Source organism: Variovorax sp. LG9.2, assembly GCF_035018885.1.
Classification (GTDB): Bacteria; Pseudomonadota; Gammaproteobacteria; order Burkholderiales; family Burkholderiaceae_C; genus Variovorax.
Genome location: NZ_JASJXB010000026.1, coordinates 14,870 through 27,853 on the forward strand (window position 1 = coordinate 14,870; position 12,984 = coordinate 27,853).

The 12,984-nt window shown below is 62.9% G+C and carries 12 protein-coding genes; 4 read left to right on the top strand and 8 right to left on the bottom strand.

The window, feature by feature from the left end; genetic code table 11:
• Positions 1-93 precede the first annotated feature (93 nt).
• From QN413_RS20870 to QN413_RS20895, 6 genes are all read right to left on the bottom strand, one after another.
• The gene (locus QN413_RS20870) at positions 94-492 is read right to left on the bottom strand and encodes a hypothetical protein (RefSeq protein ID WP_323498494.1); all 399 of its coding nucleotides are present in this window, start codon (positions 490-492) and stop codon (positions 94-96) included.
• 107 nt (positions 493-599) lie between these two features.
• Positions 600-1,031, bottom strand: coding sequence for a hypothetical protein (locus QN413_RS20875; protein WP_323498495.1), 432 nt, complete (start codon positions 1,029-1,031; stop codon positions 600-602).
• Positions 1,032-1,111: 80 nt separating this feature from the next.
• Positions 1,112-1,681, bottom strand: coding sequence for a hypothetical protein (locus tag QN413_RS20880; protein WP_323498497.1), 570 nt, complete (start codon positions 1,679-1,681; stop codon positions 1,112-1,114).
• On the bottom strand, positions 1,681-1,866 hold the full coding sequence (locus QN413_RS20885) for a hypothetical protein (RefSeq protein WP_323498498.1): 186 nt from the start codon (positions 1,864-1,866) through the stop codon (positions 1,681-1,683). The genes QN413_RS20880 and QN413_RS20885 overlap by 1 nt, the downstream gene beginning before the upstream one ends.
• Before the next feature lie 54 nt (positions 1,867-1,920).
• Positions 1,921-2,745 carry a hypothetical protein gene (locus QN413_RS20890; RefSeq protein WP_323498499.1) on the bottom strand — a complete coding sequence of 275 codons (825 nt, stop codon included), beginning with the start codon at positions 2,743-2,745 and terminating at the stop codon, positions 1,921-1,923.
• An 11-nt stretch (positions 2,746-2,756) separates the two neighbouring features.
• Positions 2,757-4,109 carry a tyrosine-type recombinase/integrase gene (locus QN413_RS20895; RefSeq protein ID WP_323498500.1) on the bottom strand — a complete coding sequence of 451 codons (1,353 nt, stop codon included), beginning with the start codon at positions 4,107-4,109 and terminating at the stop codon, positions 2,757-2,759.
• A 189-nt stretch (positions 4,110-4,298) separates the two neighbouring features.
• Here QN413_RS20895 and QN413_RS20900 point away from each other — a divergent pair, with 189 nt between their 5' ends.
• Entirely contained in the window at positions 4,299-5,039 is a 741-nt protein-coding gene (locus QN413_RS20900) for an SDR family oxidoreductase (RefSeq protein WP_323498502.1), read from the top strand.
• Positions 5,040-5,081: 42 nt separating this feature from the next.
• Here the strand turns inward: QN413_RS20900 and putA are convergent, their stop codons facing one another.
• Complete coding sequence (putA, locus tag QN413_RS20905) at positions 5,082-8,936, bottom strand: trifunctional transcriptional regulator/proline dehydrogenase/L-glutamate gamma-semialdehyde dehydrogenase (protein ID WP_323498503.1); 3,855 nt, start codon at positions 8,934-8,936, stop codon at positions 5,082-5,084.
• 66 nt (positions 8,937-9,002) lie between these two features.
• Between putA and QN413_RS20910 the strand changes: the two genes are divergently transcribed.
• Positions 9,003-9,527 (top strand): Lrp/AsnC ligand binding domain-containing protein, encoded by a 525-nt coding sequence (locus QN413_RS20910; RefSeq protein WP_323498505.1) that lies wholly within the window; start codon positions 9,003-9,005, stop codon positions 9,525-9,527.
• Between the two features lie 41 nt (positions 9,528-9,568).
• On the opposite strand, the gene QN413_RS20915 is transcribed toward QN413_RS20910, so the two are convergent.
• Positions 9,569-11,116 (bottom strand): alpha/beta hydrolase fold domain-containing protein, encoded by a 1,548-nt coding sequence (locus QN413_RS20915; RefSeq protein ID WP_323498507.1) that lies wholly within the window; start codon positions 11,114-11,116, stop codon positions 9,569-9,571.
• Between the two features lie 169 nt (positions 11,117-11,285).
• Here QN413_RS20915 and QN413_RS20920 point away from each other — a divergent pair, with 169 nt between their 5' ends.
• Together QN413_RS20920 and QN413_RS20925 are read left to right on the top strand one after the other, a co-directional pair.
• Positions 11,286-12,149, top strand: coding sequence for a fumarylacetoacetate hydrolase family protein (locus QN413_RS20920; protein ID WP_323498508.1), 864 nt, complete (start codon positions 11,286-11,288; stop codon positions 12,147-12,149).
• A 16-nt stretch (positions 12,150-12,165) separates the two neighbouring features.
• Positions 12,166-12,975, top strand: a complete 810-nt coding sequence (locus QN413_RS20925; RefSeq protein ID WP_323498509.1) for an alpha/beta hydrolase — start codon at positions 12,166-12,168, stop codon at positions 12,973-12,975.
• Positions 12,976-12,984: the final 9 nt, after the last annotated feature.

Below are 12,984 nucleotides of genomic sequence, written 5' to 3' on the forward strand. Positions count from 1 at the left end.
ACGAGCAACCGCTTGCGCAGCGCCGTGCGCGTGCGTGCAAGGTGCGTGAGGGTTTCCTCGGCGCGATAGCGTGGGCGCCGTCTCTGCGCGGTCTCAGCGGATTTCATCGATGCCTTTCTCATGAACCAGCGTTGCGAGCTGATCCGACAAAAAGCTAACCATGCCGCGAGCCATCGTAGGCCGTGCGGCGCATTCGCCGGTTATGTCGGTGACGTAGGTCCCGCCCTTGAACGTGCAGCCGAAAGCCATGCCGGTGACCGCTCCGGCTTTGGCGAACGTGAGCAGTTGTTCGAGTGCCGCAACCGTGTCGGCGCTGACCGGCGCCCGTTTTGGCACAAGGCGCAAGACCGGGCGCTCGGAAATCTGATCCGGTCGACGGGTTCGATGTTTGAGCATGAGCGTGTCGTCAGATGTAGGGATCGAACGCATCGTGAATGCCCTGGATCTTCTCCAGCGCGCACTGTAGAAGGCGACCCTGCGGCTCACCTGCATCTCCAAAGGATGGAAGAGCCATTGCGCCTTCGATCAATGCGACAACATCGAACAACGCGTTCGAGGCTGTGAGAGCGACTTTGGTAAGGGGCTGGCAGGTGTTCGGATTAGACATTTGCGACCTCCCGCCCATTGATCAGCTCAAGCAGAGCGGGCACATGCTTTGGACCGTCTTTGCCTGAAAGAAGTATGTTGCCGAGGGCGTCCGTGATCCGGAGGGCCTGCAAGAGCAGTGTGCGACGCTTGATCTCCAAAACCTCCACGGGGTAGTTGAGCGCAGCGACGATCAGCGTGTGCAATTCGAACGCGATGCCCGCAACTGAGCCTTCCACCATGCCCTCCTTCAGAGTCTTGTCGCTCAACAGCTCGTTTTTTGCCATGTTGGAAGCGATGCCTGCCAAGCATTCGGAGTGGATGTTGTCGACCTCATCTTTCAGTTCATAGACCGCTTCTGTTAGAGCGGCGATTGCTTCGCTCGCGGCGCGTACGGGCTCGTACCAAAACTTGGTTTCTACGGAAGAGATAATTGCGATAGCCATGATTTGCAGTCCTTTATGTTTGCAAGTGGTGGTCAGGTCGGGCTCGTGATTTCAGCACTTGCCCGGCCGTCTTTTTTGCCTCAGATGAGGTGGTAACCGTTACCACCTTCCGCCCTAAGACGCGGCGATTTTTCAGTTCTGGTCAACATGATCTCTTCGATGCGGCGCACCGCGGGCGAAATGATCTCGCTCTCCTCGCGATTCAGCTTCAGAACACACGTAGACCTCGGCACGCGGCCAACGATCAGCAGCGCTTGTCCGGGCTGGCGGTATCGATTCTGGGAGACGATGCCTTCGGCGATTGATCGCTCGGTCGTCCAGCTCAACCCAAGACGATTTGCGGCGTAGCAGCCGCGGTAAACGGTGATGGTCGCAGGCATGGCTTCAAGCGCTTTCCGCTCGTCATTGGTCATCATGACGTCTAGTTCGTTTCGGCCTGCAGTGCGAAAGAGCTTGCCCAGGTCAAGACGGAAGGCGGCAACGTTGTCGCAGCCCGACCATTCGTCTCCGAGCACCCGCCACCAATCCAGGCCATTCAAATGCGGCCTGAGCGACATCACAGTACCGAGTCTTGAGTAGGAATCTGCGAGCCGAAGGTCATTCATCGCCGCTTCGGCCGTCGAGGCTTTTTCTACCGATGGCCGCTTCATTACTTTGGCTCCTTCGCCTTGTCGATGCGATCACGCACCCATGGCGCACCGCCAAGACGCTTCAGCTTTTCCTTCTGCGGCTCGGTCATCTTGATGGAAATCGGCGTCATTGCCTCGCTCAAAAGCTTGGGCTTTCGCCCCTGCCCTCGCCCCGCGCCACCTCGTCCAGACAGTTTGTTTTCCATTGATTGATGGTAATACCATATTTCAATTAACGCAAGCACAAAGATCGGAGTTTTCTAGCTATCTTTAAACGCTGTAGCGAGGGCTCGGGACACCCCGTCTAGAGGCCAGGCAGCGATTTGTCTCGACCGTGCGTCCCATGAGCTTTGAATGCCGATGGCTGCGTAGTCAAACTCTTTTCCGTCAACCGAGAACCAGAGTCCAAACACCGGGCCGCCGCTCGTACCAACAACACTATCGATGCTCGCTGCTGCAAGCACCTCGCTGTCGATGACTCCAAAGTGACGGCGAAAGCCATTTCGCAAAATCGGCGCAACATCTGTATCTGCAATGCCCAGGGCGGGAATTGCAAAAAGAGTCTGCGAAAGATGTCCTAAACCGATGGCGCTTTTTTCCTTCGGCACGCCAAGCACAAGAAGCATTCCGCAGGGTCGCTCAGCCAAGCGGATGAAGTCCGCGCCCAGATCCAACGGCACCACACCGTTAACTTGCAGCGCGCGCGTATGGAAGCCGTGCAACCGAAAAGCCGCAAGGTCTGCACCGCCCGGTTCGAGTTGCTCATACGCCACTACCCACTCGTCCAGCCGCCCATCGAAAGGCAAAGTCTTTGGGTGAACACCTCCGGCGAAAGAGTCGCCAAGTTGCCACGACAAAGAATGCAGACCCCCTGTATCGACCGCTTGCTTGAGGTCTGCAATATTGTGGCCAGCCGTCGTCAAGTACCACTGTTCAGGCGAGCAAAAAATGAACGCCGAGTAGCTTGTCTTAAGGACGTCGCCGTTCGGCCATCTACCCATAACCACCAAACTAACGTAGTGGCGGGCAAACACCGTGGCCAAGCCGTCACGCTTGCCAGCCTGAAGCAATTTGGAGTCGTACATGTTGTCCTAGCTCAAGCTGCAGTGTTTGATAGGCTCAGGTCTGCTTTCGCATCCGTCGCAACGCGGTCGCAAAAGTCTGCCCATTCGGCCATCATCTTGGTGCGCTTCTCGAACAGGTCACCACGTCGATAAGCGGCCTCGACCTGGTTCTCTATGACGTGCGCCAGCGCCATTTCCGAGACTTCGTTCGGATAGTTCGTGCTCTCGCTGATCCAGTCCTTGAACGTCGATCGGAAGCCATGCGGCACTGCGGGCACTTTCATGCGGCGCATCACTGCGACGAGCGCCATGTCCGAAAGCATTCCGCCGCGAGGAGCCGGGAACACAAGCTCAATGTTGGCCATCTTTGGGAGGGCTTCGAGCAGCGCGACCGCTTGCGGCGACAGTGGGACTCTGTGCTCCTTGTGCGCCTTCATGCGTTCGGCCGGCACCCTCCAAACCGCTGCATCGAGGTCGATCTCGGACCACAATGCCCCGCGAACCTCGCCAGAGCGTGAGGCGCACAAGATACCGAACTCAAGCGCCTTGGCCGCCAACCCGGCCTGCGCGCGAAGGCGAGTCATGAAAGCGCCCATTTCGTGAGCGGGCAAGGCGGCGTACTTCTTGGCCTTCATCTTGATCAGCTTCGCCGGGTTCAGCAAAGTCTTGTCCATGCCGGCCCAGCGCGCCGGGTTCAACTCTTCAGGTCGGTATTTCTGCTGCATCGCATAGGCCAGCACCGACTCAATGCGGCCGCGCAGTCGGGAAGCTGTCTCTGTTTTCTTGTTCCAGATCGGCCGCAGTACGTCCAGGACGTGTTCACGGCTCACATCGCGCACGAGCAGCGAGCCCAGCACTGGATATGCGAAGGTCTTGAGCGTGTTCGTCCACTGCTGCCGATGCTTGGCATTGCGCCAGCCTTCGCCGTGGGCCTCGATGTAGGCCTCGGCAACCTGCTGGAATGTCTTTTCGGTGGCCGACTTGGCGCGCATCGCGCTCTTGGCTTCACGCCGAGCCAGGATGGGGTCGACGCCACTGTCGAGTTTTTGGCGCTCCTCCCGAGCGCGCTGTCGAGCATCGGCGAGCGTCACCGCCGGGTAACCGCCCAATCCCATCTCGCGACGCTTGCCGGCGACAGGGTATCTGAGGAGCCAGCTGCGGGCTTGCTCAGAGAGGATGTGCAGGCCCAGGCCGGGTACGCCGCCAACAAAGTGCAGCCCGGGCTTCGACAGTCGTTTAACCTCAAGGGGGCTCATCTCAGGAGCTTTGCGGGGCATGTTTTCATCCTTTCGCCGCTGCAGGTGGGAACGGCGAGATAATTCCCCCCTTCCTTCCCACCTACGTTTATGCGATTGGATGATATTGGGTGATACGCAGAAATACAAGTGTGCCGCCGTTCACCAATGAATTTCTCAGGAAAAATGCCTTTTCTGATTTGGGGTGATACGGCCTAGAGTTCGGCGGAGGCGGACATCCTCTCCACCAACATTCCCTTCAAACCGAACCGCTCGGGCACTGGCCTTCAACGTGCCCGCTGAACCGGTTGCGCTTTTCGACAACGAATCGGAGACAACATGACTCACAACACCTCCCCCGCCAAAGTAGCCCTCGTCATCGGCGCAGGCGATTCCACCGGTGGCGCCATTGCCAAACGCTTTGCAGCGGGCGGCTATACGGCGTGCATGACGCGGCGCGATTCGGAAAAGCTCAAGCCGCTGATCGAAGGCATCGAGGCAACCGGCGGCAAGGCGCATGGCTTTGGCTCCGATGCGCGCAAGGAAGAAGAAGTGATCGCGCTGTTCGACACCATCGAACGCGACATCGGGCCGGTCGAGGTGCTGGTCTTCAACATCGGCGCCAACGTACCGACACCGGTGGTCGACGAGACCGCGCGCAAGTACTACAAGATCTGGGAGATGGCCTGCTTCGGCGGCTTCTTGAACGGCCGTGAAGCCGCGCGGCGCATGAGCGAGCGCGGGCGTGGGACGATCATCTTCACCGGCGCGACCGCCGCATTGCGCGGCTCGGCCAACTTCGCGGCGTTCGCTGGCGCCAAGCACGCGTTGCGTGCGTTGTCGCAGAGCATGGCGCGCGAGCTGGGGCCGAAGAACATCCATGTCGCGCACGTCGTGGTCGATGGCGCCATCGACACCGAGTTCATCCGCACCAACTTCCCCGAGAAGTACGCGACCAAAGACCAGGACGGCATCCTGAACCCGGATCACATCGCCGAGAACTACTGGTTCCTGCACACGCAGCCACGCGACGCGTGGACCTACGAACTCGACCTGCGGCCCTGGAACGAGCGCTGGTAACTCACGCCACTTGCAACGCGGCCGCTGGCCGAGGTCGCGCCCTTAGCCGATCGTCATCAAGGTCGCGTTGCCACCCGCAGCCGCGGTGTTCACGCTCAACGCGCGTTCGACCACCAGGCTTTCAAGCGCGATGCCGACTGCGCCATGCGTCAGCGACCTGACGCCGACGATCGGCCCTGCGCGTCCTGCCAACGCCTGATTGATCTGCTTCAACGACGCAGCATCTCCATGGTGAAGCACCGCATCGAACATCACCGTATCGGCACGCCAGTCTTGCGCCATGACGATCGACTGCTGCACTGCAGGCGGTAGCGAGGCACGCAACCTTTCGACATGCGATCCGGCTGGCCAGACGGCCGTGCTGCCAACTGCAAACACGGCGGCGAGTTGCACCATGCGGTCGGCATCATCCTCGGCCAGGCACAACACGGCCTCGCGCGGCAGCAGCGTGTAGACGTTGCGCTCACCGGTCGGGCCGACCAGCGTGCGGGCATAGCCGCTGCGCGACAGGCCGGCGAAACGTCGGCATTGCGCAGCAAGCGATTCGCGACCCTCGCGCTGCGCCCAAGCCACGAGTGCCTTCATCGCCACACTCGACCCGCCGTCCGCCGAGCCATCGCTTTCATCGACCGCAACTGCATTGCCCGGACCCGCATCCGCCATCGCGCGCGCCATCACATCGTCCGGCCGTGCCGCCAGCATCCGGTACATGTACAACGGACCGCCCGCCTTCGGTCCCGTTCCCGACAACCCCTCGCCACCAAAAGGCTGCACGCCGACCACCGCGCCGACGATATTCCGGTTCACATAAACATTGCCCACCTTGGCCTGCTCGACCACTTGCGCGATCGTCTCGTCGATGCGCGTGTGCACACCCAGCGTCAATCCATAGCCGGTGCCGTTGATCCGGGCGATAAGCGCACCGAGATCGCGGCGCCGGTAGCGCACGACGTGCAGCACCGGCCCGAAAACCTCGCGCTGCAGCTCCGACAAGCTGTCGAGCTCGATCAGCGTCGGCACGACAAAAGTACCGTGCTGCGTCGCGTGATCGATGTCGCGCGCTGCACGGAACACCTTGCGGCCACGTGCCTCCATCGCAGCGACATGGCGCTCGATGCCACCACGCGCCTCGGCGTCGATCACCGGGCCGACATCGACTGCGAGGGTCGCCGGATTGCCGATGCGGCTCTCGGCCATCGCGCCCTTCAGCATCTCGATCACGCGGTCGGCCACCTCCTCCTGCACGCACAGCACGCGCAGCGCCGAGCAACGCTGGCCGGCACTGTCAAAGGCCGATGCCACCACGTCGACGACAACCTGTTCCACCAACGCGGACGAGTCGACGATCATCGCGTTCTGACCGCCGGTCTCTGCGATGAACGGCACGCTGCGCCCATCGACGCCGAGCCGTCGTGACAAGGTCTTTTGCAGGAGGCGTGCCACCTCGGTCGATCCAGTGAACATGACGCCCTGCATGCGCGCGTCGCCGACCAGCGCGGCGCCGACCGTCTCGCCTCGTCCCGGCAGCAACTGCACTGCAGCGCGCGGCACGCCGGCACGCCACAGCAACCGCACGGCTTCGGCAGCGATCAGTGGCGTTTGCTCTGCCGGTTTGGCGAGCACCGGATTACCAGCTGCCAACGCCGCGGCGATCTGCCCGACGAAGATGGCGAGCGGAAAATTCCACGGGCTGATGCACACCATCGGACCCAACGGCCGGTGCGTCTCGACGGCGAAGTCGGTACGCGCTTGCGCCGCGTAGAAGCGCAGGAAGTCGACGGCCTCGCGCACTTCGGCGATGCCGTTGGCGTAAGTCTTGCCGGCCTCGCGGGCTAGCAAGCCAAGCAGGCGCGGCATCTGTTCTTGCAGCAGATCGGCAGCACGATCGAGCTGAGATGCACGTTCGGCAGGGGGCGTTATGGCCCACATCGGCGCGAAGGCTTCCGCGTCGGCGACGGCAGCTTCCACGTCGGCCAGGGTCGCTTCCTGCACATGACCGATGACATCGCGGAGGTCGGCGGGGTTGCAGACCGCTTCGGCCGGCGCGCGCGGCGAGGCATAGGCGCCAGAGGCCAGCAATGGACCAGCGGCCCAAGCCTCAGACGCACTCCGGGTCAGTGCCTCGCGCAGCGCGCGCAGCCGATCGTCGTTGCCAAGATCGAGCCCGCGCGAGTTGGCCCGCGCTGCACCATACAAAGCCGCCGGTAGCGCTATCGAAGGATGCGGCAAGCCAACCGCGCCCTCGCTCTTCGCGATCTGCTCGACGGTCGCAACCGGGTCTTCCACCAGCACGTCGATGGCGATCGTCGGATCGGCAATGCGATTAACGAAGGAGGTGTTGGCGCCGTTCTCCAGAAGCCGTCGAACCAGATAGGCCAGCAGCGTTTCATGCGTGCCGACCGGCGCATAGATGCGGCAAGGACGATTCAGCTTGCCGAGTTCGATGGCACCGACCACCTGCTCGTAAAGCGGCTCCCCCATGCCGTGCAGACACTGGAATTCATACTGCCCCGGCAGGTACGTCGACGGGTTCGCCATCTCGTAAATTGCAGACAGCGTGTGCGCGTTGTGCGTGGCGAATTGCGGGTAGACCGCATCGGGCGCTGCCAGCAACCTGCGTGCGCACGCGAGGTACGACACGTCGGTGTAGGCCTTGCGCGTAAACACCGGATAGCCTTCGAGCCCGTCGATCTGCGCGCGTTTTATTTCGCTGTCCCAGTAGGCGCCCTTGACCAACCGCACCATCAGCCGGTGGCCGCTGCGACGCGCCAAGTCGACCACGAAGTCGATGACGAACGGGCAGCGCTTTTGGTACGCCTGAATGACGAAGCCGATGCCGTTCCATTGCGCGAGCGCAGGCTCGAAGCAGAGCTTTTCGAGCATGTCGAGCGACAGTTCGAGCCGGTCGGCTTCTTCGGCGTCGATGTTGATGCCGATGTCGTAGTGCCGCGCCAGCAGCGTGAGGTCGCGCAGCACCGGATACAGCTCGTCCATCACGCGCGCATGCTGGGCGCGGACGTACCGTGGATGCAGCGCCGACAGCTTGATCGAGATGCCCGGCCCTTCGTACACACCGCGGCCGGCCGATGCTTTGCCGATCGCGTGAATCGCCTGCTCGTAAGCCACGCGATAGTGCTCGGCGTCGTGCGCGGTCAACGCGGCCTCGCCGAGCATGTCGTACGAATAGCGAAAGCCTTCGGCCTCCAGCTGCTTCGCATGGTCGAGCGCCTGCGCAATGTTTTCGCCGGTGACGAACTGCTCGCCCATCATCCGCATCGCCATGTCGACGCCCTTCCGAATCAACGGCTCACCGCCCCTGCCGATCAGCCGTGTCAGCGTGTTCGACAGGCCGGCTTCGCTGTGCGTGGCGACCAGCTTGCCGGTCAACAGCAAACCCCATGTCGCTGCGTTGACGAACACCGACGGACTGCGGCCGGCATGCGCCTGCCACTGACCATGCGCGATCTTGTCGCGGATCAAGGCATTGCGGGTGGCCGCGTCGGGGATGCGCAGCAACGCCTCGGCCAGGCACATCAGCGCAACGCCTTCCTGCGACGACAGCGCGTATTCCTGGAGCAGACCCTGTACCAGGCCGGCGCGGCCGGTCGCGTTCTTCCGGTTCCGCAGTTGGGTGGCGATGCGATGCGCCAGCCTGTGCGCTGCCGCTGAAGCCTCGCCTTCCAGACGTGCGGCTTGCAACAGTGGCGCAAGCGCATCGGGCTCCGGCGTTCGATAGGCCGCCGTGATGTGGGAACGCAGCGGCGTCGCGGTGTCGAGGGCATCGGCGAAGTCGCTGAACGGCAGGGGCATCGAGCGCTGCAAGGCGATGTCGGAAGCGGGGTCCGACCTGTTGTTCAAAGCGATGTCCGGTGTGAAAGGTGCGACAGTGGCGGTCATGGCGGCGTTCTTTGGTGGTTAAACTGATAATGCCGGGCCTTGCACCGACGTTTATTTCGAATTCAGATGATTAAGCCGAAGAAACCACCAAAGACTTCCGCGCCACCCATAGAAGATCCTCCTCCGGGTCTGGATCGACTCGACGTTCGCATCCTCGCCGCTTTACAGGGCGACGGCCGCCTCTCCAACATCAAGCTCGCGGACACGATCGGCCTGTCGCCGACCGCCGTACTGGCCCGCGTCCAGCGCCTGACGCGCGAGGGCTACATCCTCGGCTACGAAGCGCGACTCAACCCGCTCAAGCTGGGCGCCAGCATGCTGGTCTTTGTCGAGGTGATGCTCGATCGCACGACACCCAACGTGTTCGATCAGTTCAAGGCAGCGGTACAAGTACGCCCTGAAATCATGGAGTGCCACATGGTCGCAGGCGGCTTCGACTACCTGCTCAAGACCCGAAGCGCCGACATGGGCGACTACCGCGCCTTCGCGGGCAGCGTGCTTTGGCAACTGCCGGGTGTGCGCGAAACCCGGACCTATGCCGTGATGGAAGAAGTGAAGAACTCGACGCACCTGCACTTGCGCGGCGGCTAGAAAACGCCGGGGCTGAGGGCGCTCCGACGAATCGGCCTAGCTCAGCCGCGCGCCGGACCTGACAGCCCCAGCAACGACAGCGCATGCGCGTAAGTCGATGACGTCGGGTCCGCCAAATCGTTTAGCACGCTCATGTGGTTCTTGCCGGCAACACGTTCGTTGGCCACGACGATGTCCGGACCCCATGCGGAAGACATCGCATCGGCCTGACGCAAGAACTCTTCGCTCTCGTCGGCCCCGACGACTGTCACCAGCGAGCCCATCGTGGGCGCGCGCATCCGCAGCGGACTCAGGCGCAGCGCAGATGCTTCCGTCAGCCCGATGTCGGCCGACAGAAACGGCGCATGCCGCAGCGGCTCCAGCTCATACACACCCGATATCGACAGTGCCGACTTGACCAGGTCGCGCGGCAGGTCCGGCGCCACGGCGCGCCAATCGCAGGCCAGCAGCATCGTCGCGAGATGACCGCCGGCGGAGTGGCCGGCCACCACGATGCGCTCGCGATCACCGCCATGTGCTTCTGCATTTCCATAGACCCATGCAAGCGCCTGCACCATTTGCAGCACGATGTGCTCGATGCCGACCGCGGGGCACAGCGCGTAGTTCAACTGCACGACCATCGCACCCGCGGCATGCAACGGCGGCGCAATGAAGGCATGGTCGCGCTTGTCGAGTGCGCGCCAGTAGCCGCCGTGGATGTAGACGAAGACGGGGGCGCCCGAGCGCGCAGGGAGGATGTCGAGCCGCTCGCTCGCATGGTCGCCATAAGCGACATCGAGCACCCAGTCCGGTCGCTTGAACGCGTCGGCGGATGCGTCGGCCCAATAGCGGAGGATGGCCGGATGCTCGGGGATGCGCGCGCGATTGTTGTACTGCGCGTCGAGCCACTCGGGATCCACGGCGACCGTGCTCTCTTGCGCGCTCGCGGCATCCGCGAGCGGCGGCAGCGGGTCAGGTCCGGACTCACGCAGTGCCGCGTCGATCAACGCATCCGCCATCCACAGCGCGGTGCGCTCGACCTCACGGTCACGCAGACCCCAGATGTCTTTCAAGATCACATACGGCTCGATGCCGTAGACGACCGACAGCGCCTGGTGCAAACGGTCGCGCACGTCCGGTCGCAGCAATGGAATCATCGGCTGCAGCGCATGTTCGAGAATGCCCACGCGATGGCCGCGCCGATAGGGTTCTTCCTCCAACAACCCTGCACGCTCCAGGCCCCACTGCTCCAGCGACAACTGCGCGGCAGCACGCATTTGCGCCTCGAATTCCTTGAAGCGCGGGAAGGTCTTGATGAACAGCTCGTGCACGCGCTCACGTCCGTTCGGCTTGTCCGAAGCAAGCTTGCGAACCGGCCCCAAAGAGCTGTCGACCACCGCTGTCACCAGCGCGCTGCGACTCGGAAAGTAACGGTATGCGGTGGCGCGCGAGACCTTCGATCGCGCAGCCGCCTCGGCGACCGAAGGGATACGACCCTTCAAACGAATGATGTCCATCGCGGCTTCGAGCAAGGCCTTGAAGGTCGCTGCGCGAACGCCGCCTTCGGGTGCGATCGGCGGATCGGTCAGCTTGTATTTGAGTCGCGGCATCGGGTTTGTACGGGTCAGGAAGGGTTTGTGTCGGCTTGTGAATTTCGTGACGCCGACCGTATGATGCGGCCAACCAGATTTGAGACGCAAGTCTCAAAAATGACTTCCGAGATCTCGTGGCGGCCAGTGAACACCGGCAAGACCACGGGGCAATATGGAGACAAAGTCTATGCGTTTTGCCAGCTGGAGTTGGGGTGGCCGCGACCATGTCGGCACCATTTCGCAGGATGGCCGCGAGGCCACGCCGTTGGCCGTGCGCGATCCTTCGCTCGGCACGCTGCCGCTGATCCAGGCGATGGCACGCGACGAAATGCTGCCACAAGCCTCGGGTGCACGACTGCCGGTCGATGTGATCACATTGCGCTCGCCATTGCCGCGCCCGCTGCGCAGCCTGTTCTGCGTCGGCCGCAACCACCACGCACATGCGGCGGAGCTGGCGGGGTCGGTGTTCAACGCAAAACCAGAAGCCGAAGCATGGCCGATCGTCTTCGGCAAGCTGGCCGAATGCGTGATCGGCCCCAACGACACGGTGCAGCTTCCGGCACCGGCTGCCTCGGTGCAGATCGACTATGAATCGGAGCTCGCGGTCGTCATCGGCCGCGGTGGCCGCAACATCCCCCGCTCGCGCGCCATGGACCATGTCTTCGGCTACACGGTCGTCAACGACGTGACCGCGCGCGACGTGCAGATGCGCCACCAGCAATGGGACCTGGGCAAGAGCTTCGATACCTTTTGCCCAATGGGACCGTGGATCGTGACGGCCGACGAGGTCGATGGTCGCGCCACCCGCGTGCGCGGCTGGGTCAACGGCACGTTGCGACAAGACGGCCAGACGCGCGACATGATTTTCGACATTCCGACGCTCATCGAAACCTGCTCGCGCGGCATCACGCTGTACCCCGGCGACGTGATAGCGACCGGCACGCCATCGGGTGTCGGCATGGGAATGAAGCCGCCGCAATGGCTGCGTTCGGGTGACGTCGTGCGCGTCGAGATCGACGGCGTCGGCGTCATCGAGAACCGCTTCGAATGACAACACCGACATCGCCATGACATTCCAGCTCATCGACCGCGTTGCGGTGGAAGAAGAAGGCGACGGCCCTGTCGTGGTCTGCGTGCACGGCCTAGGCGGCAGCTCCAACACTTACACGCCGTTGATGCCGGCGCTGGCGCGGCACCGCGTGGTGCGGGTCGACCTGCCCGGCAGTGGCCGGTCGCAAAGCGTCGAAGGCGCTCTTTCGATCGAGCGCTATGTCGACACGTTGCTTGGCATCTGCGAACGGCTGGGCATCGCGCGGGCGCACTGGCTCGGCCATTCGATGGGCACCATCGTGTGCCAGCACATCGCTGCGACGCGTCCGAAGCTGGTCGCCAGCATGAGCTTGTTCGGGCCGCTGATGGCACCGCCCGATGCCGCACGCGCTGCAATGCAGGCCCGCGCCGCCAAGGCCCGCGAAGGCGCTGCGGGCATGCACGACATCACCCAGTCGTTGCTGCAGGGCGCCATCTCCGCCGACACGCGGCAACGGCTTCCGGTGGTGGTCGCATTCGTGCGCGAGAGCCTGATGCGGCAGGAAGGCGAAGCCTATGCACGCAGCTGCGAAGCATTGGCCGGCGCGCAGGCTGCAGCCGTCGAGCAAATCGAAGCGCCGGTGCTGCTGGTGACTGGCGACGAAGACGGCGTGGCGCCGCCGCAAGCCGTGCGCGCCATGGCCGACCGGCTGCACCGCGCGGCCAGCAAGCGCGTGGTGGTGCTGCCCAAATGCGGCCACTGGACACCGGTCGAGCGGCCCGACGAATGCCAGCGCGAACTGCGCGAATTTCTTGCGACGCACGACCGCGTCCATCGCATCCAGTAGGGAGCACGA